At 70.2% G+C, this 19067-nt stretch carries 13 protein-coding genes; 8 read left to right on the top strand and 5 right to left on the bottom strand.

What is annotated here, in order from left to right:
* Nucleotides 1–113 precede the first annotated feature (113 nt).
* The 6 genes from OG485_RS12760 (at nucleotide 114) to OG485_RS12735 (ending at nucleotide 10510) form a co-directional block, all read left to right on the top strand.
* Complete coding sequence (locus OG485_RS12760) at nucleotides 114–1325, top strand: phosphoglycerate kinase (RefSeq protein ID WP_328668453.1); 1212 nt, start codon at nucleotides 114–116, stop codon at nucleotides 1323–1325.
* A 5-nt stretch (nucleotides 1326–1330) separates the two neighbouring features.
* Nucleotides 1331–2107 (top strand): triose-phosphate isomerase, encoded by a 777-nt coding sequence (gene tpiA, locus OG485_RS12755; RefSeq protein ID WP_328668452.1) that lies wholly within the window; start codon nucleotides 1331–1333, stop codon nucleotides 2105–2107.
* 98 nt (nucleotides 2108–2205) lie between these two features.
* Nucleotides 2206–2442 carry a preprotein translocase subunit SecG gene (gene secG, locus OG485_RS12750; RefSeq protein WP_261703385.1) on the top strand — a complete coding sequence of 79 codons (237 nt, stop codon included), beginning with the start codon at nucleotides 2206–2208 and terminating at the stop codon, nucleotides 2440–2442.
* A gap of 283 nt (nucleotides 2443–2725) precedes the next feature.
* A complete protein-coding gene (locus OG485_RS12745) occupies nucleotides 2726–3013 on the top strand; it encodes an RNA polymerase-binding protein RbpA (protein WP_004002138.1) in 288 nt (95 codons plus the stop codon).
* A gap of 535 nt (nucleotides 3014–3548) precedes the next feature.
* The gene (gene pgi, locus OG485_RS12740) at nucleotides 3549–5201 is read left to right on the top strand and encodes a glucose-6-phosphate isomerase (RefSeq protein ID WP_328668451.1); all 1653 of its coding nucleotides are present in this window, start codon (nucleotides 3549–3551) and stop codon (nucleotides 5199–5201) included.
* A gap of 251 nt (nucleotides 5202–5452) precedes the next feature.
* The gene (locus tag OG485_RS12735) at nucleotides 5453–10510 is read left to right on the top strand and encodes a DUF3320 domain-containing protein (RefSeq protein WP_328668450.1); all 5058 of its coding nucleotides are present in this window, start codon (nucleotides 5453–5455) and stop codon (nucleotides 10508–10510) included.
* A gap of 149 nt (nucleotides 10511–10659) precedes the next feature.
* Here the strand turns inward: OG485_RS12735 and pgl are convergent, their stop codons facing one another.
* The 5 genes from pgl to tkt are packed head-to-tail and all read right to left on the bottom strand — an operon-like array spanning nucleotide 10660 to nucleotide 17256.
* A complete protein-coding gene (gene pgl / locus OG485_RS12730) occupies nucleotides 10660–11442 on the bottom strand; it encodes a 6-phosphogluconolactonase (protein WP_328668449.1) in 783 nt (260 codons plus the stop codon).
* Complete coding sequence (opcA, locus tag OG485_RS12725) at nucleotides 11439–12491, bottom strand: glucose-6-phosphate dehydrogenase assembly protein OpcA (protein ID WP_326788460.1); 1053 nt, start codon at nucleotides 12489–12491, stop codon at nucleotides 11439–11441. The genes pgl and opcA overlap by 4 nt, the downstream gene beginning before the upstream one ends.
* Nucleotides 12488–14014, bottom strand: a complete 1527-nt coding sequence (gene zwf, locus OG485_RS12720; protein WP_328674352.1) for a glucose-6-phosphate dehydrogenase — start codon at nucleotides 14012–14014, stop codon at nucleotides 12488–12490. The genes opcA and zwf overlap by 4 nt, the downstream gene beginning before the upstream one ends.
* 1 nt (nucleotide 14015) lies before the next feature.
* Nucleotides 14016–15134 carry a transaldolase gene (tal, locus tag OG485_RS12715; RefSeq protein WP_328668448.1) on the bottom strand — a complete coding sequence of 373 codons (1119 nt, stop codon included), beginning with the start codon at nucleotides 15132–15134 and terminating at the stop codon, nucleotides 14016–14018.
* A gap of 34 nt (nucleotides 15135–15168) precedes the next feature.
* Entirely contained in the window at nucleotides 15169–17256 is a 2088-nt protein-coding gene (tkt, locus tag OG485_RS12710) for a transketolase (RefSeq protein ID WP_328668447.1), read from the bottom strand.
* Nucleotides 17257–17609: 353 nt separating this feature from the next.
* Between tkt and OG485_RS12705 the strand changes: the two genes are divergently transcribed.
* Together OG485_RS12705 and OG485_RS12700 are read left to right on the top strand one after the other, a co-directional pair.
* Nucleotides 17610–18563: a heme o synthase gene (locus tag OG485_RS12705; protein WP_328674350.1), complete on the top strand. Its 954-nt coding sequence runs from the start codon at nucleotides 17610–17612 to the stop codon at nucleotides 18561–18563.
* A gap of 103 nt (nucleotides 18564–18666) precedes the next feature.
* Nucleotides 18667–19023, top strand: a complete 357-nt coding sequence (locus OG485_RS12700) for a hypothetical protein (protein WP_328668446.1) — start codon at nucleotides 18667–18669, stop codon at nucleotides 19021–19023.
* The last annotated feature ends 44 nt before the right edge of the window (nucleotides 19024–19067 follow it).

The following is a 19067-nucleotide window of genomic DNA, read 5'->3' as shown; positions in this document are numbered from 1 at the left end:
AGGGCTCGGGCAGCGCGACGCCGCGCTGTCCGGGCCCTGCGCCACGTAGTGATCGATCAGCGCAGATCGGTCAGCCCTCGCGGATCTGAAGAGCCTTCCCTAGGAGTCCCTTTATGAAGACGATCGACGAGCTTCTCGCCGAAGGAGTGGCCGGCAAGCGGGTTTTCGTCCGCGCCGACCTCAACGTGCCGCTGGCGAGCGGCCTCATCACCGACGACGGCCGCATCCGCGCCGTCCTGCCCACCGTCAAGGCGCTGGCCGACGCGGGCGCCAAGGTCATCGTCGCCTCGCACCTGGGCCGCCCCAAGGGCGCCCCGGACCCGGCGTTCTCCCTGCTCCAGCCCGCCGAGCGACTCGGTGAACTGCTGGGCGCGCCGGTCGCGTTCGCGCAGGACACCGTCGGCCCCGCCGCTCACGACGCGGTCAACGGCCTGCAGCCCGGCCAGGTCGCGGTCATCGAGAACCTCCGCTTCAACGCCGGCGAGACGTCCAAGGACGACGCCGAGCGCGGCGAGTTCGCCGACCGGCTCGCCGCCCTGGCCGACGTCTACGTGGGCGACGGCTTCGGCGCCGTGCACCGGGGGCACGCCTCGGTGTACGACCTCCCGGCCCGTCTTCCGTACTACGCCGGCTACCTCATCGCCACCGAGGTCGGCGTCCTGAAGAAGCTCACCGAGGACGTCAAGCGGCCCTACGTCGTCGCGCTCGGCGGCTCCAAGGTCTCCGACAAGCTCGCCGTCATCGACCAGCTGCTCGGCAAGGCCGACCGCATCCTGATCGGCGGCGGCATGGCCTTCACCTTCCTCAAGGCCAAGGGCTACGAGGTCGGCACCTCCCTGCTGCAGGAGGACCAGCTCCCGGCCGTCACCGAGTACATGGAGCGCGCCGAGAAGCTGGGCGTCGAGCTGGTGCTCCCGGTCGACGTCGTGGTCTCCCCCGGATTCCCGGACCTGAAGGCCAAGGCGCCCACCGAGCACACCGCCGTCGACGCGGACAAGATGCCCGCGGGGCAGCTCGGCCTGGACATCGGCCCGAAGACCGGCGCCCTGTACGCAGCCAAGCTCGCCGACGCCGAGACCGTGTTCTGGAACGGTCCCATGGGCGTCTTCGAGCACCCCGACTACGCCGAGGGCACCAAGGCGGTCGCCCAGGCTCTGGTCGAGTCCAAGGGCTTCACCGTCGTCGGCGGCGGAGACTCCGCCGCCGCGGTGCGCACCCTCGGTTTCGACGAGAACGCATTCGGCCACATCTCGACCGGTGGCGGCGCCTCCCTCGAATACCTCGAGGGCAAGACGCTCCCCGGCCTCGCCGCACTGGAGGACTGACCTAGATGAGCACGCGCACGCCGCTGATGGCGGGCAACTGGAAGATGAACCTCAACCACCTCGAGGCCATCGCGCACGTCCAGAAGCTCGCCTTCGCCCTGGCCGACAAGGACTACGAGGCCTGCGAGGTCGCCGTCCTGCCGCCCTTCACCGACCTGCGCTCCGTGCAGACCCTGGTCGACGGCGACAAGCTCAAGATCAAGTACGGGGCCCAGGACCTGTCCGCGCAGGACTCCGGCGCCTACACCGGCGAGATCTCCGGTTCGATGCTGGCCAAGCTCAAGTGCACGTACGTGGCCGTCGGCCACTCCGAGCGCCGCCAGTACCACAACGAGACCGACGAGATCGTGGGCGCCAAGGTCAAGGCCGCCTACAAGCACGGCCTGACCCCGATCCTGTGCGTCGGCGAGGAGCTGGACGTCCGCGAGGCGGGCAACCACGTCTCCCACACCCTCGCCCAGGTCGAGGGCGGTCTGAAGGACCTCCCGGCCGAGCAGGCCGAGTCCGTCGTGATCGCGTACGAGCCCGTCTGGGCCATCGGCACCGGCAAGGTCTGCGGCGCCGACGACGCGCAGGAGGTCTGCGCCGCGATCCGTACCAAGCTCGCCGAGCTGTACTCCCAGGAGCTGGCCGACAAGGTCCGCATCCAGTACGGCGGCTCGGTGAAGTCCGGCAACGTCGCCGAGATCATGGCGAAGCCCGACATCGACGGCGCTCTGGTCGGCGGCGCGTCGCTGGACGCCGACGAGTTCGTCAAGATCGTCCGGTTCCGCGACCAGTAAGTATGCGGTAGCGGCGATTCGTCGTACCCTTGCGGGGGTCTGGTGCCGTTGCACCGGGCCCCCGTCGTCCATCCAGTTCCGAGGAAGTTGGTCCAGCCGTGGTTTTGGGGTTCTCGATCGCCCTGATCGTCTTCAGCCTGCTGCTGATGCTGCTGGTGCTGATGCACAAGGGAAAGGGCGGCGGCCTGTCCGACATGTTCGGTGGCGGCATGCAGTCGTCCGTCGGCGGCTCCTCGGTCGCCGAGCGCAACCTCGACCGCATCACCCTGATGATCGGTCTGCTCTGGTTCGCGTGCATCGTCGTGCTCGGTGTCCTGATGAAGATCAACAACTGATCGACGACCGGCATCGGCAGGACAGCACAACTGCACATCACGCAAGCACATTCCGTACGTAAGGCCCCATGTCCGGTACGCGCCTCCAAGCGCGGCCTATCATGGGGCTTGCGTCTAGGGGTGGGGATGTAACTCCAATCACTGGACGTGCGTTGGGCCTTACGTAGACTGAGGCGCTCGCAACGAAGCGAAACGCCGACTCGCTTCGCGGCACCATCACGCAGGGAGTTACACCGTGGCAAGTGGCAACGCGATCCGAGGAAGCCGGGTCGGGGCGGGGCCGATGGGCGAGGCCGAGCGCGGCGAGTCCGCGCCGCGGCTGCGCATCTCCTTCTGGTGCTCCAACGGGCACGAGACGCAGCCCAGCTTCGCCAGCGACGCGCAGGTTCCCGACACCTGGGACTGCCCGCGCTGCGGCTTCCCCGCCGGACAGGACCGGGACAACCCGCCGGACCCGCCGCGCACCGAGCCCTACAAGACGCATCTCGCGTACGTGCGGGAGCGGCGCAGCGACGCGGACGGCGAGGCGATCCTCGCCGAGGCGCTCGCCAAACTGCGGGGCGAGATCTAAGAGTTGAGAGCCGGCCGGGCGTCCCATGGATGTCTGGCCGGAACCGTTTCACGGCGACTTCGCGGCCGCGTTCCGGCCCGCCGCCGGATCCGCCGTGCCCGGATGCCCGCACCACGGCCCTGTCGCATCATCAGGACGCCCGCCGCGAGGGGCCGACTCATCCGCCGCGCGCCACGTCCTCGTACCGCGCCCGCATCCTCGTACCGTGGTGAGCCGCCGTGTCCCGGTGCGGTGCTCTGCGTGCCGTGCCGTGCCCTGCCGTGACGGGCGGAGCGGTGGCCGGGTCACGCCGATGCAGCAGTGCGGGCCGGAAATCAAGCCGGGTGTGTCGGCCCGGCATTCCCTGCGGTCCCGGCCCCCCCGGCATCCCTCTCGCCGTCATCCCGCTGACACCTGCGGGCCGACGGGACGTATCTGTTGTTGAGCCGGTGGACGCACTACGACAGCTCGTGTCCAGCCCTGATCAATTAGGTTGGGACCGGCAGCGGGGCAAGGTACGCAGCAGCACAGGCAGGAAAGAAGGCGGAAGTCCGAGATGAACGCAGAAAGCCGTACCAGGCTCAACCAGACACCCGAGTGGACCGCTCTGGCCAAGCACCGCGAGGAGCTCGCCGGCACCCATCTGCGCGACCTGTTCGCGGCCGACCCCGGACGCGGCTCCGGTTACTCGCTCCAGGTCGGCGATCTGCACGTCGACTACTCCAAGCAGCTGGTCACCGACGAGACGCTCCGACTGCTGCGCGAGCTGGCCGTCGCCACGGACGTGTTCGGGCTGCGGGACGCGATGTTCCGGGGCGAGAAGATCAACGTGACCGAGGACCGGGCGGTGCTGCACACGGCGCTGCGGGCGCCGCGGGACGCGGTGGTCGAGGTCGACGGGGAGAACGTCGTGCCGGCCGTGCACGCGGTCCTGGACAAGATGGCGGACTTCGCCGGGCGGGTCCGCTCGGGCGAGTGGACCGGACACACCGGCAGGCGCATCAGGAACGTCGTCAACATCGGCATCGGCGGCTCCGACCTCGGTCCGGCGATGGCCTACGAGGTGCTGCGCTCCTTCACCGACCGCTCGCTGAGCGTGCGGTTCGTGTCCAACGTGGACGGCGCGGACCTGCACGAGGCCGTGCGGGACCTGGACCCGGCCGAGACGCTGTTCGTGATCGCCTCGAAGACGTTCACCACGATCGAGACGATCACCAACGCCACCTCGGCGCGTGACTGGCTCCTGACCGGCCTGAAGGCCGGTCAGGAGGCGGTGGCGAAGCACTTCGTGGCGCTGTCCACGAACGCGGAGAAGGTGTCGGACTTCGGCATCGACACGGCGAACATGTTCGAGTTCTGGGACTGGGTCGGCGGGCGGTACTCCTACGACTCGGCGATCGGCCTGTCGCTGATGATCGCGATCGGTCCGGACCGCTTCCGCGAGATGCTCGACGGGTTCCACCTGGTCGACGAGCACTTCCGCACCGCCCCCGCGGAGGCCAACGCCCCGCTGCTGCTGGGCCTGCTGGGCATCTGGTACGGCAACTTCCACGACGCGCAGTCGCACGCCGTACTGCCGTACTCGCACTACCTGTCGAAGTTCACGGCCTACCTCCAGCAGCTCGACATGGAGTCCAACGGCAAGTCCGTGGACCGCGACGGCAACCCGGTGGAGTGGCAGACCGGACCGGTGGTGTGGGGCACGCCCGGCACCAACGGCCAGCACGCCTACTACCAGTTGATCCACCAGGGCACGAAGCTGATCCCCGCCGACTTCATCGGCTTCGCCGAGCCCGTGGCCGACCTGCTGCCGGGCCTGGTCGCGCAGCACGACCTGCTGATGGCGAACTTCTTCGCGCAGACGCAGGCGCTGGCGTTCGGCAAGACCCCGGACGAGGTCCGCGCCGAGGGCGTGCCCGAGGAACTGGTGCCGCACAAGACGTTCGAGGGCAACCACCCCACCACCACGATCCTCGCCGCCGAGCTGACCCCCTCGGTCCTGGGCCAGCTCATCGCCCTCTACGAGCACAAGGTGTTCGTCCAGGGCGCGATCTGGAACATCGACTCCTTCGACCAGTGGGGCGTCGAGCTCGGCAAGGTGCTCGCCAAGCGCGTCGAGCCGGCCCTCACCGAAGGCGCCGACGTGCCGGGACTGGACGAGTCGACCAAGGCCCTGGTCGCCAAGTACCGGACGCTGCGCGGTCGTTGAGCATGACTGAGGGGAAGCGGGCGGCAAGGGTCCGCCCGCCTCCCGGGACCTTCCCGCGAGCGCACTCTGTCAAGTGAACTGGGCGAATGCGCGTACACCCTCACATCATCTGTTCGATTTCTTCACAACGATCACATATCTTGTCGACGATCTTCAGCGTGCCGGAACGAGCGGGCTGATAGGGAGATACCTCCAGGGGGGCCTGTGAGGGTGGCGACCCCTGCGCATGGCGCTCAGGAGGTATTCCCCGTATGCCCGATCAGTCCCGGACCGTGTCCGCCACTGTCGACGATCCCGGCCTCGACCGGCTGAAGGCCGTTCTGGACGGCTGGCGCAACTCCCTGCTGGACATGGGCGGGCGCAACCGGCTGCTGAACTTCCGGCACACCCGGACGGCGACTCTGGAGATCGTCACGCCGTCCGCCGGCGTTCTGCTCTCCGGTCTCGCCAAGGGCTGGGAGTTCGCCTCCGTCGTCGAGACCGCGGACACTCAGGGGGAAGGCGCCGACGGGACGGGCGTCGAGACGGCGGACGTCGAGTGGACGGGCGACGAAGGGGCCGAAGCTGCCGGCCCGGGGTTCCGGACGGGGCTGGTCACACAGAAGACCACCCAGGCCTCGCTGGACAGCTCGCTGTACCAGCTTCGGCAGAAGTCCGGCCAGATGTACAACGACTACGGCCTGTGGGTCCTGTGGCTCGGCGTCGGCATGCTCGACTGGTGTGAGGCCGACGCCGATCAGGGCAGCGCCGCTCCGCTGCTCCTCGTCCCGGTCGAACTCCGCAGGGAGGGCAACCGCCGCTGTCGCCTCCACCTGGCCGACGACCAGGACCGCATCCACAATCCCGCGCTCGCCGTGAAGCTGCAGCGGCTCGGTGTCGACTGGAGCGAGGTCACCGCCACGGATGTCACGGACGTGCCCGCCGTGATCTCCGCCGCCCGGTCGGCCGCGGCCGGCCTGAAGGGCTGGTCGGTCGACGAGCGGGTGGTGCTCGGGCTGTTCGCCTCGCACCGGGAGGCCATGTACCAGGACCTCCAGCAGAACGAGGAGCAGGTGCTCGGCCATCCGCTGGTCCGGGCCGTCGCCCTCGGCCCCGACGCGGGCCTGCCCGATGACCTGATCGCGTTCGAACCGGCGGACCTGGACCGTATCGACGATGTCCAGCTGCCCGAGCGGACCCCGTTGGTCCTCGACGCCGACGCCTCGCAGCGGCAGTGCATCGCCGCCGCCCTCGATCAGCGGTCGTTCGTGATGAGCGGTCCGCCCGGCACCGGCAAGAGCCAGACCATCACCAACATGATCGCCGCGCTGATGCACGCCGGGCGCAGCGTGCTGTTCGTCAGTGAGAAGGCCGCGGCGCTCGACGTCGTACGCAACCGGCTGCGCGGTGTGGGTCTCGGCGACTTCGTGATGGCACTGCACAGCGGCGACACGAGCAAGAAGGCGGTGGCCGCCGAGCTCGCGCGGGTGCTGACCACCCAGGTCCGCGTCACCGGCGCCGCCGAGCACGAACTGGAGCGGGCCCGCTCACTGCGCGAGGAGCTGTCCGCGTACGCCGCCGCCATGAACGAGACCCGTGAGCCCCTGCAGCGCAGCCTGCACGACGTGCTCGGGCGTCTGGTCCTGCTGGAGCAGTCCGGCACCCCGAAGCTGACGCCGGCCGCGGAGAACGCCCAGGTCGTGCGTGGCCTGACCGCCGGTGCCCTGCAGGAACTCGCCACCGCTTCCCGGACGATCGGCCGCTCCTGGCGCCCGGCCCTCGAAGGGGAGGCCTTCCCCTGGCGCGGACTGACGGGTACCTCCCCGCACCAGGTGGTCTCCGAGGCCGCGGACGCTCTGGACGCCCTGGTGACGGCGACGGGCCGTCGTCCCTTCGCTGCGACGCAGGACGAACCCCGGTCGGTGCGCGAAGTCCGTACGGTGGTGCGCTCCTTGAGGGAGGGGCTCCCGGACCCTGCGAGCCGGCCGGAGGAGGTGGCGCCGGCGGACGGAGCTCTTCCGGACGACGTGTCGACCCAAGTGGCCCAGCTTGCCGACCTGTTCGGGCTGCCGAAGGCGGACCGCGCCGAGACGGCGTTCGCCCTCTGCGAGCTCGCCGATCTGACGGGCGACGGCCACCGGCCGCCGCGTGGATGGTTCGACGCCGAGGTCCTGCGCCAGGCGCACGCGGCGGCGGGGGAGCTGCGCCGGGCCCTGGACGCCGAGGCCGCGGCTCGGGGCGCTGCCTCGGACGTCTTCGGTGAGCAGGTGCTCACCTGTGCCGAGCTGCCGGAACTGGTCGCCCGGTTCGCCGATCGGCACGGTGGCCTGATGGGACGGTTCTCGGCCCGGTACAGGGACGATCGCGCGGCCGTGGCCGCGCTCACGCGCGGTGGCGTCTGGGACAAGTCGCTGCTGGGCCGGCTGGAGCAGGCGCTGGCCTGGCGCGACGCCGCGGCCGAGGTGACCCGGCTGACCGAACAACACGGCGCTGTCCTCGACCGGTATGTCCCGCGCACCCGGGAAGCTCTCGCGGACCTCGACCGGGCGCTGGCCACGGCCGACCGTATCGCCGTACTGAGCCAGGGCGCCGACCGCCGCGACCTGCTCGCCGAACGGCTCGCCTGCGACGCCGAAAGGGACCGGCTGCCGGAGCTGCTCGCCGAGAACGTCCGGCACTCGCTCGGCGCCTGGTGCGCCGTGGTCGGCGCGCGGGCCGATCGCTGGACACGGTCCGTCGACGCCTTGCTCGACCTGTTCGACACCGCCCGCCGGACCCAGCTCTCGCCCAGCCTGCTGGGCCTCTTCGACCAGGCCCACCGGTCGATCGCGGTCCTGCGCGCCGACGGACAGGGACCACAGGTCTGGCACGCCTATGCCGACGGCCTCGCCGTGCTTGCCCGGCACGGTGCGGACGACGTCGTGAGGAGCGCGGCCGAGCGAGGGGTCGAACCCGGCCGGTTGGCCGATGTCGTCGAGCAGGCGCTGCTGCGTGCCTGGGCCGACGGCATCCTCGCCGACGACATACGCCTGCGCCGGTCGCGCTCCGACGACCTCGACGCCCGGGTGACCGACTTCCAGGAGGCCGACCGCCGGCTGATCGCCGCCGCGGGCGGAGCCGTCATCGAGGCCTGCAACAAGCGGCGCCCGCGCCGTTTCGCCGGGGGGTCGGGTGCCGTGATCGTCCGCGAGGCGGAGAAGAAGACCCGCCACATGCCGGTACGGGAACTGCTCGGCAGAACGCGTGACGTCGTTCAGTCGATCAAGCCGTGCTTCATGATGAGTCCCTTGACAGTCAGTCAATTCCTGCCGCCTGACTTCCACTTCGACGTCGTGGTCTTCGACGAGGCCTCCCAGGTGCGGCCCAGCGACGCGGTCAACTGCGTCTACCGGGGACGCACGCTGATCGTGGCCGGTGACGACAAGCAGCTGCCGCCGACCTCGTTCTTCGACTCCTCGGTCGACGACGACTCGGACGAGTACGCGCAGGACGTGCCGGACTCCTTCGAGTCGCTGCTGCACGCCTGCAAGGCAGGCGCCATGCGGGAACTGCCGCTGACCTGGCACTACCGCAGCCGTCACGAGAACCTGATCACATTCAGCAACCGCGAGTTCTACGGCAACTCGATGGTGACCTTCCCCGGGGCGCTGGACGAGGGCAACGACGTCGGCGTCGCCTTCCTCCAGGCCGACGGCGTGTACGACAGGGGCGGGCGGCGCGACAACCGGCTCGAAGCGGACTTCGTCGCCCGGCGGGTCCTCCACCACTTCGACACCCGCTCCGGCAGGACCCTCGGTGTCGTCGCGCTCTCCCAGGCCCAGGCGTCGGCGATCGACCAGGCAGTGCAGCAGGCGAGGCTCACCCGCCCCGACCTCGACCACTGCTTCACCGAGGACCGTCTCGACGGCTTCTTCATCAAGAACCTGGAGTCCGTCCAGGGCGACGAGCGCGACGTGATGATCATGTCCGTGGGCTACGGTCCCGACGAACACGGCAAGCTGGGGCTGAACTTCGGCCCCATCAACAAGGGCGGTGGCTGGCGCCGCCTCAACGTGGCGGTGACCCGGGCCCGTTACCGCATGGAGGTCGTCTCCTCCTTCCGCGGCACGAGCCTGTCCGACAGCCCCAACGAGAGCGTGCAGCACCTGAAGCGCTATCTCGAGTACGCCGAGAGCGGGCCGTCCGTGCTCGCCCGTGACCTCGTCCAGGCGGACGCCGAGCCGGACAGCCCGTTCGAGGAGTCCGTCCTCGCCGTTCTGCGGGACTGGGGCTACCAGGTCCAGCCGCAGGTGGGCGTCGCCGGCTACCGCATCGACCTCGGTCTGCGCCACCCGGAACTGCCGGGCGCCTACGCGCTCGGCATCGAGTGCGACGGTGCCATGTACCACTCGTCCAGGGCGGCCCGGGACCGGGACCGGCTGCGTGAGCAGGTCCTGAACGGGCTCGGCTGGAGTCTGTACCGCATCTGGGGCACCGACTGGTACCGCGGTCGCGCGGCCGCGGAACTGCGGCTGCGGGAGGCGGTCGAGCAGGCGATCGCCCAGGGGCCGCTCACCCCGTCCCGGACAGTGCCGGACCGGCCGTCGGCACCCTCCGGAGAGCGGGCGCCGTCCGGGGACGGGGCTGCCGCCGGGGAACGGCCCGAACTGCCCGGGCCCCGTGTCTCCGCGGAAGGCACCCGAGCGCGGCCGGCTGCGGCGGACCTCCCGTCGGCGCCGGAACCGGCGGGGCCGGCGGAGCCGGTCTACGAACGCGTGCCGGTCGACACCGGGGCGGAACGCGAGTGGAGCACCCCGTACCGGACCGCCGCGGTCGTGGTGCGGCCGGGCCACGAACTGCACACGACGGAGGCCCGGCCCGCGCTGCGCAAGCTGCTGGCACAGGTCATCGAGGTCGAAGGGCCCATCCACGAGGAGCTGTTGGTGCAGCGGGCCCGCGAGGCCTGGGGCGTTGCCAGGGCGGGCAGCCGCATCCGGGACAACGTCCGGGAGGTGGCGCGCACGCTGGTCCGCTCGGGGCTCATCGCCATGGACGGAGCGTTCTTCGACACGGAGGGCCACGTCGTCGTCAGCGCCCGGCGTCCGGCGGACGGTGACGCGGTCCGCAAGGTCCTGCACATCGCCCCGGCCGAGCGCCACGTGGTGCTGTGCGAGCTGGCCGCCGAGTGCCCCGGAATGTCCGAGGACGAACTGATCAAGCAGGCCTGCGAGTTCTTCGGCTGGCGCCGTACGGGCAAGGACATCCGCGACTGCCTGGCGGCCGACATCTCGGAACTGCGCCGACAGGGCCGTCTGGAGGGCGGCCCGGATCGCATCAGCTCGGTCCGCTGAGGGGGCGGCCTCCCGGCCGGGTCCGGCGCGAGACCCCAAGGCGCCGGGACGGCGGACGGCCGGCAGTTGACGGGACCCCGTGGACGGGGCGGCAAGGTCGGTGACCCTGCCGCCCCTTGGGTGGTTCAGCCGTTCCGTGTGGCGGTCGCTCAGGCGGACGCCGGCGGGTACAGCGAGCGTGGCAGCTGGGACGCGGCAGGCGCGTCCAGGAGCCACAGGGTGCGGGAGCGGCCGTACGCGCCGGCCGCCGGGGCCTGGATCTCGCCCGCGCCGGACAGGGCGATGGCGGCCGCCTGCGCCTTGTCCTCGCCGGCCGCGAGCAGCCACACCTCGCGGGCGGAGCGGATCGCGGGCAGGGTCAGCGAGATCCGGGTCGGCGGCGGCTTGGGCGCGCCGTGCACGCCGACCACCGTCCGCTCCGTCTCCCGCACCGCGGGCAGCTCCGGGAAGAGCGAGGCCACGTGGGTGTCCGGGCCGACGCCCAGCATCAGGACGTCGAAGGCCGGGACCTGACCGTGGTTCTCCGGGCCGGCGGCCTTCGCGAGCTCCGCCGCGTACGACTCGGCCGCCGCCTCCACGTCGGCGCCGAACGGACCGTCGGACGCGGGCATCGCGTGCACCCGAGCCGGGTCCAGCGGCACCGCGTCGAGCAGGGCCGCGCGGGCCTGTGTGTCATTGCGGTCGGGGTCGCCCTCGGGGAGGTACCGCTCGTCGCCCCACCACAGGTCCAGGCGCGCCCAGTCGACCGCGTCCCGGGCGGGCGCCGCGGCGAGCGCCGCGAGGAGCCCGTTGCCGTTGCGCCCGCCGGTCAGCACGATCGAGGCGGAGCCGCGCGAGGCCTGCGCGTCCACGATCTTCGTGATCAGCCGCGCCGCCGCGGCCTGGGCCATCAGTTCCTTGTCGCGGTGGACGACGAGCTGCGGGGTGTTCACTCGGCGGCCGCCTTGTCCGCCGCCTTCTTGGCGAGCGTCTCGGCCACCCCGGCGGGTGAGTCCTTGGCGACCGGGGCCGCCTTCGTGGCGGTCGCGGTCCCGCCCGGGGAACCGGCGGTGTCCGCCGAGTTCAGCCGGTTCACCCCGTAGCGCAGCGCCGAGGCGTAGGTGTCGTCCGGGTCGAGGCGGCGCAGCTCCTCCGCCATCAGCTCGGCCGTGTCGCGGCGCTTGAGCGCCACCGCACGGTCGGGCTGCCCCTGGATGGACAGCGTCGCGAGAGTGCCGTCGGCGCGATCCAGGACGATCGGGCCGCAGCTCGTCTCCAGCCGGACCGCGGTCAGGCCGGGGCCCGAGGACAGCGACCGCTTGACGGGGACCTCCAGCCGCTCCGCGAGCCACATCGCGAGCAGCTCGCAGCTCGGGTTGAACTCCTCGCCCTCCACCTCGACCGCGTCCACGTCGCAGGTGACCTGGTCCAGGGCCGCGGCCAGCATCGAACGCCAGGGCGTGATGCGGGTCCACGACAGGTCCGTGTCGCCCGGGGTGTACGCCTCGGCGCGGGCGTTGAGCTCCCGTACCGGGGCCTCGGCGGCGTAGGTGTCGGTCACCCGGCGCTGGGCGAGCGAGCCGAGCGGGTCCTTCGCCGGGTCGAGCGGCGCGTTCACCGGCCACCAGACGACGACGGGCGCGTCCGGCAGCAGCAGCGGCAGGACGACCGACTGGGCGTGGTTGATCACTTCGCCGTACAGGCGCAGCACCACCGTCTCGCCGGTGCCCGCCTCCGCCCCGAGCCGCACCTCGGCGTCGAGCCGCGACGTCGTGCGGTCGCGGGGGGAGCGGGAGACACGCTTGATGACCACGAGGGTGCGTGAGGGGTGCTCGCGCGAGGCCTCGTTGGCGGCCTTCAGGGCGTCGTACGCGTTCTCCTCGTCGGTGACGATGACGAGGGTGAGCACCATGCCGACGGCGGGCGTGCCGATGGCGCGGCGGCCCTGGACGAGCGCCTTGTTGACCTTGCTGGCCGTGGTGTCCGTGAGATCGGTCTTCATGGGCGACGCCAGCTCCGTCCGTCTCGTTCGAGCATTTCGTCGGCCTCGACGGGGCCCCAGGTGCCCGAGGGGTACTGTGCGGGCTTGCCGTGCTTGTCCCAGTACTGCTCGATCGGGTCGAGGATCTTCCAGGACAGCTCGACCTCCTCGGTGCGCGGGAAGAGGTTCGAGTCACCGAGCAGCACGTCGAGGATCAGACGCTCGTACGCCTCCGGGCTCGACTCCGTGAAGGACTCGCCGTACGCGAAGTCCATCGAGACGTCCCGGATCTCCATGGAGGTGCCGGGCACCTTGGAACCGAAGCGGACCGTGACGCCCTCGTCGGGCTGGACGCGGAAGACGATCGCGTTCTGGCCCAGCTCCTCCGTCGCCGTGTGGTCGAAGGGGGAGTGCGGGGCGCGCTGGAAGACGACCGCGATCTCGGTGACGCGGCGGCCCAGACGCTTGCCGGTGCGCAGGTAGAAGGGGACTCCCGCCCAGCGGCGGTTGTCCACCTCGACCTTGATCGCGGCGAAGGTGTCGGTCTTCGACTTGGGGTCGATACCGTCCTCCTGGAGGTAGCCGACGACCTTCTCGCCGCCCTGCCACCCGGCCGCGTACTGGCCGCGGACCGTGCTCCTGCCCAGGTCCTTCGGCAGCCTGGTCGCGCCGAGCACCTTGGTCTTCTCCGCGGCGAGCGCGTCCGCGTCGAAGGAGGAGGGCTCCTCCATCGCGGTCAGCGCCATGAGCTGGAGCAGGTGGTTCTGGATGACGTCACGGGCGGCGCCGATGCCGTCGTAGTAGCCGGCCCGGCCGCCGATGCCGATGTCCTCGGCCATGGTGATCTGCACGTGGTCGACGAACGACCGGTTCCAGATCGGCTCGAACATCGTGTTGGCGAAGCGGAGCGCCAGGATGTTCTGGACGGTCTCCTTGCCCAGGTAGTGGTCGATGCGGAAGACCTGGTCCGGGGCGAAGACCTCGTGCACGATCGCGTTGAGCTCCTCGGCCGACCTGAGGTCGTGGCCGAAGGGCTTCTCGATGACCGCGCGGCGCCACTGGCCGTTCGACTGGTCGGCCAGCTTGTGCTTCTTCAGCTGCTGGATCACCACCGGGAACGCGGACGGCGGCACGGACAGGTAGAAGGCGAAGTTGCCGCCCGTGCCCTGCGCCTTGTCCAGCTCCTCGATGGTCGAGCGCAGCCGCTCGAAGGAGTCGTCGTCGTCGAAGGTGCCCTGGACGAAGCGCATGCCCTGGACGAGCTGCTGCCAGACCTCCTCGCGGAAGGGCGTGCGGGCATGCTCCTTGACCGCGTCGTGGACCTCCTGGGCGAAGTCCTCGTGGGCCCACTCGCGGCGGGCGAACCCGACGAGCGAGAAGCCCGGCGGAAGAAGGCCCCGGTTGGCGAGGTCGTACACCGCGGGCATCAGCTTTTTACGTGACAAATCGCCCGTGACGCCGAAGATGACCAGGCCCGACGGCCCCGCGATACGCGGGAGCCGTCGGTCTGCGGGGTCACGCAGCGGGTTGCTGCTCGACAAGATTTCAGCCCTCCGAAGGGGCGAGGCGCTGGAGCTCCGCCTCGGTCGACTTGAGCAGGTCGTTCCAGGCGGACTCGAACTTCTCGACGCCCTCGTCCTCAAGGAGCTGGACCACGTCGTCGTACGAGATCCCGAGCTTCTCGACGGCGTCGAGTTCGGTGCGGGACTGCTCGTACGTACCGGCGATCGTGTTGCCGGTGATCCGGCCGTGGTCCTCGGCGGCCCCCAGGGTGGCCTCCGGCATCGTGTTCACGGTGTTGGGCGCGACCAGCTCGTCGACGTACAGGGTGTCCTTGTACGCCGGGTCCTTGACGCCGGTCGAGGCCCACAGCGGGCGCTGCTTGTTGGCCTGCGCCCGGTCGAGGGCGGCCCAGCGGTCGGTGGAGAAGACCTCCTCGTACGCCTCGTAGGCGAGCCGGGCGTTGGCGAGGCCCGCCTTGCCGCGGGCGGCCTTGGCCTCGGGGGTGCCCAGGGCGTCGAGCCGCTTGTCGATCTCGGTGTCCACGCGGGACACGAAGAACGACGCCACGGAGTGGATCTTCGAGAGGTCCAGGCCGCGCTCCTTGGCCTTCTCCAGGCCGGCGAGGAACGCCTCCATGACCCCGCGGTAGCGCTCCAGCGAGAAGATCAGCGTGACGTTGACGCTGATGCCGAGGCCGATGACCTCGGTGATCGCCGGCAGACCCGCCTTGGTGGCCGGGATCTTGATGAGGGTGTTGGGGCGGTCCACCAGCCAGGCGAGCTGCTTGGCCTCGGCGATGGTCGCCGCGGTGTTGTGCGCCAGACGCGGGTCGACCTCGATCGACACGCGGCCGTCCTGGCCCTCGGTGGCGTCGAAGACGGGGCGCAGGATGTCGGCGGCGTCGCGCACGTCCGCCGTGGTGATCATGCGCAGGGCCTCTTCGACGGTGACCTTGCGGGCGGCGAGCTCGGAAACCTGCTGCTCGTAGCCGTCTCCGCTGCTGATCGCCTTCTGGAAGATCGACGGGTTGGTGGTGACGCCGACGACGTGCTGCTGGTCGATCAGCTCGGCAAGGTTGCCGGACGTGATCCGCTTGCGCGACAGGTCGTCCAGCCAGATCGCGACGCCTTCCTCGGAGAGGCGCTTGAGTGCGTCTGTCATGGAAATTGCATCTCCTACGTGTCGTATGTCGGCGTCAGCGCTGGGCTGAGGCGATCGATTCCCGGGCGGCTTCCGCGACGTTCTCGGCAGTGAAACCGAACTCGCGGAAGAGCACCTTGCCGTCGGCCGAAGCACCGAAGTGCTCCAGCGAAACAATGCGTCCGGCGTCCCCGACGAATCGGTGCCAGGTGAGACCGATTCCGGCCTCGACGGAGACACGGGCCTTCACCGAAGGCGGCAGGACGCTGTCCCGGTACCCCTGGTCCTGCTCGTCGAACCACTCCACACACGGCATGGAGACCACCCGCGTGGGGATGCCCGCGGCCTGGAGCTGCTCACGCGCCTCGACGGCCACGTGCACCTCGGAGCCGGTGCCGATCAGGATGACCTCGGGCGAGCCGCCCTCGGCCTCGAACAGCACGTAACCGCCCTTGGCGGCGTCCTCGTTCGCCTCGTACGTCGGCACACCCTGACGGGTCAGGGCGAGACCGTGCGGGGCGCCCTTGCCGAAGACCTTGGTGTAGCGCTTGAGGATCTCGCGCCAGGCGATGGCCGTCTCGTTGGCGTCCGCGGGACGGACGACGTTGAGGCCGGGGATGGCGCGCAGCGAGGCGAGGTGCTCGACCGGCTGGTGGGTGGGGCCGTCCTCGCCGAGGCCGATCGAGTCGTGCGTCCACACGTACGTCACCGGCAGGTGCATCAGGGCCGACAGGCGGACCGAGTTGCGCATGTAGTCGGAGAACACCAGGAAGGTGCCGCCGTAGATGCGCGTGTTGCCGTGCAGCGCGATGCCGTTCATCTCCGCGGCCATGGAGTGCTCGCGGATGCCGAAGTGGATCGTGCGGCCGTAGGGGTCCGCCTCCGGCAGCGGGTTGTCCGCCGGGAGGAACGAGCTGCTCTTGTCGATCGTGGTGTTGTTCGAACCGGCCAGGTCGGCGGAGCCGCCCCACAGCTCGGGGATGACCGCGCCGAGGGCCTGGAGCACCTTGCCGGACGCGGCGCGGGTGGCGACACCCGTGCCCGCCTCGAAGACGGGGAGCTTCTCCTCCCAGCCGCTCGGCAGCTCGGTCGCGGCGATACGGTCGTACTCCGCCGCGCGCTCCGGGTTGGCGGTACGCCAGGCGGCGTAGCCCTTCTCCCACTCGGCCTTGGCCTGGGCACCCCGGTCCAGGGCCTGACGGGTGTGGGCCAGCACCTCGGCGGCGACGTCGAAGGACTTCTCCGGGTCGAAGCCGAGGACGCGCTTGGTGGCCGCGACCTCGTCGTCGCCGAGCGCCGAGCCGTGCGCGGCCTCGGTGTTCTGCGCGTTGGGGGCGGGCCAGGCGATGATCGAGCGCATCGCGATGAAGGACGGCTTGTCCGTCACCTTCTTCGCGGCCTCGATCGCGTCGTAGATGGCGTGCGGGTCCAGGTCGCCGTCCGGCTTCGGGGCGACGCGCTGCACGTGCCAGCCGTACGCCTCGTAGCGCTTGACGGTGTCCTCGGAGACCGCGGTCTCGGTGTCGCCCTCGATCGAGATGTGGTTGTCGTCCCACAGCAGGACCAGGTTGCCGAGCTTCTGGTGCCCGGCCATGGAGGAGGCCTCCGCGGAGATGCCCTCCTGGAGGCAGCCGTCACCGGCGATCGCGTAGATGAAGTGGTCGAACGGGGATTCGCCCTGCGGTGCCTGGGGGTCGAACAGACCACGCTCGTAGCGGGCGGCCATCGCCATGCCCACCGCGTTGGCGACACCCTGGCCGAGCGGACCGGTCGTGGTCTCCACGCCCGGCGTGTGACCGTACTCGGGGTGTCCGGGGGTCCTGCTGCCCCAGGTCCGGAAGGACTCCAGGTCGTCCAGCTCCAGGCCGAAACCGGCCAGGTAGAGCTGGGTGTAGAGGGTCAGGGACGAATGGCCGGCGGACAGCACGAAGCGGTCCCGTCCAACCCAGTCGGTGTCCGCCGGGTCGTGCCGCATCACCTTCTGGAAGAGGGTGTAGGCGGCGGGCGCCAGGCTCATGGCCGTACCGGGATGGCCGTTGCCGACCTTCTGTACGGCATCGGCGGCCAGGACGCGGGCGGTGTCCACGGCCCGCTGGTCCAGCTCGGTCCACTCGAGGTCTGTGGTGGTCGGCTTGGTGCTCACCCTGGGTCAGGGCTCCTCTCCACATGTCACGCATGTCGAAATGCCGGTGCACTGGGCGCCCCGGCCGTTGTCGAGCCTACCCCCGTGAGTACGCGCGTTTTTTCGAGTCATTCCAGACTGCCGGGACTCGTCGGGATCCGCCTCCCGACTGGGTCGTTCCGTGTTCGACACGTGAATACGGAGCCGCTCGTCCGAGTGCTCAATCGAGTCTCGAGCAGCTCTTCCGGCCGCACTCCTCAACACGGGCCCACCCCCGCGAATGCCGGGGTCTGGGCAACGTCTACAGTGGCGTGGTACGCGCGGGCCTTTGCGGGGAATTCATCCCGAGGCCCGCTGGGATGTCTCTGTCAGGGGTGTGCGTGACGGCCGTCGAATCCCGTCCAGCGGGTGTGCTCGGGACGAGCAGCAGCCGGGGCCAGCGGCCGTTCGGGGCCCGTGTCAAGGCGTTCGTGGCGCTGACCAAGCCGCGGATCATCGAGCTGTTGCTGATCACCACCGTTCCGGTGATGTTCCTGGCCCAGCAAGGTGTGCCGGATCTGAAGCTGGTGCTCCTCACCTGCCTCGGCGGTTATCTGTCCGCGGGCGGCGCCAACGCGCTCAACATGTACATCGACCGCGACATCGACGCCCTCATGGAGCGCACCTCGCAGCGTCCGCTCGTCACCGGCATGGTCAGCCCCCGTGAGTGCCTCGCCTTCGGCATCACGCTGGCGGTCGTGTCGACCCTGCTGTTCGGTCTCGCCGTCAACTGGCTGTCCGCCTGGCTGTCGCTCGGGGCGCTCCTCTTCTACGTCGTCGTCTACACGATGATCCTCAAACGGCGTACCTCGCAGAACATCGTGTGGGGCGGCATCGCCGGCTGTCTGCCCGTGCTCATCGGCTGGTCGTCCGTCACGAACTCCATGTCGTGGGCGCCCGTCATCCTCTTCCTCGTCATGTTCTTCTGGACGCCGCCCCACTACTGGCCGCTGTCCATGAAGGTGCGCGAGGACTACGCGCGCGTGGGCGTGCCGATGCTGCCGGTCGTCGCGAGCAACAAGGTGGTCGCCCGCCAGATCGTCCTCTACAGCTGGGTGATGGTCGCGGTCTCGCTGCTGCTCACCCCGCTCGGGTACACGGGCTGGTTCTACACCGCGGTCGCGCTCGGCGCGGGCGGGTTCTGGCTGTGGGAGGCGCACGGCCTGCAGAACCGCGCCAAGGCCGAGGCCACGGGCACCAAGCTCAAGGAGATGCGGCTGTTCCACTGGTCGATCACCTACGTGTCGATCCTCTTCGTGGCCGTTGCGGTGGACCCCTTCCTCCGCTAGACCCTCCGCTGGACCCGGTGAACGCCCGACGGGAGGGGTGCGTGGTCAAGGCCACGCACCCCTCCCGTCGCCGTTCGATCTACCCGTCGGTAGCATCCTGGCCATGGCAGACACCCAGCAGATCGACGAGACCCCCGGCGCCGTCCAGGACCCCAAGGCCGAACGCGCCGCCGCCAAGCTCGCGCAGCGGATCACCGCCTTCTCCAAGGCGCACGGCGGGGCCGAGGCGCAGGTCGCGTACATCGGACAGCGCGGCGCCCGCATCGTCCTCGTCGGCGAGGACGGCGGCTGGGGCGACCTCGTGGCGACGAGCTACGAGATCGCCGAGAGCGCCGTCAAGAAGGCCGGGATCACCGTCCACGAGGCGTTCGACGGCGAGTTCGCGGCCAAGGTGAAGACCGGCCCGTACGAGTGGAAGCGCATGGCCGGCATCCAGGTCGGCGGTCCCTCCAACGACTGACACGTCACCCCTCGCACGGACGGCCGACAATCGTCGGCTGTTCG

Origin of the sequence: Streptomyces sp. NBC_00328 (assembly GCF_036139655.1) — a bacterium.
Taxonomy (GTDB): Bacteria; Actinomycetota; Actinomycetes; order Streptomycetales; family Streptomycetaceae; genus Streptomyces.
This window is presented reverse-complemented; position numbering and strand designations above follow the sequence as displayed.

Bases quoted from the DNA above. Each gene is read 5' to 3' on its own strand.
- OG485_RS12760 (WP_328668453.1), top strand. From the start codon at position 114: ATGAAGACGATCGACGAGCTTCTCGCCGAAGGAGTGGCCGGCAAGCGG.
- tpiA (WP_328668452.1), top strand. From the start codon at position 1,331: ATGAGCACGCGCACGCCGCTGATGGCGGGCAACTGGAAGATGAACCTC.
- OG485_RS12745 (WP_004002138.1), top strand. From the start codon at position 2,726: ATGGGCGAGGCCGAGCGCGGCGAGTCCGCGCCGCGGCTGCGCATCTCC.
- pgi (WP_328668451.1), top strand. From the start codon at position 3,549: ATGAACGCAGAAAGCCGTACCAGGCTCAACCAGACACCCGAGTGGACC.
- OG485_RS12735 (WP_328668450.1), top strand. From the start codon at position 5,453: ATGCCCGATCAGTCCCGGACCGTGTCCGCCACTGTCGACGATCCCGGC.
- opcA (WP_326788460.1), bottom strand. From the start codon at position 12,491: ATGAAGACCGATCTCACGGACACCACGGCCAGCAAGGTCAACAAGGCG.
- tal (WP_328668448.1), bottom strand. From the start codon at position 15,134: ATGACAGACGCACTCAAGCGCCTCTCCGAGGAAGGCGTCGCGATCTGG.
- OG485_RS12700 (WP_328668446.1), top strand. From the start codon at position 18,667: ATGGCAGACACCCAGCAGATCGACGAGACCCCCGGCGCCGTCCAGGAC.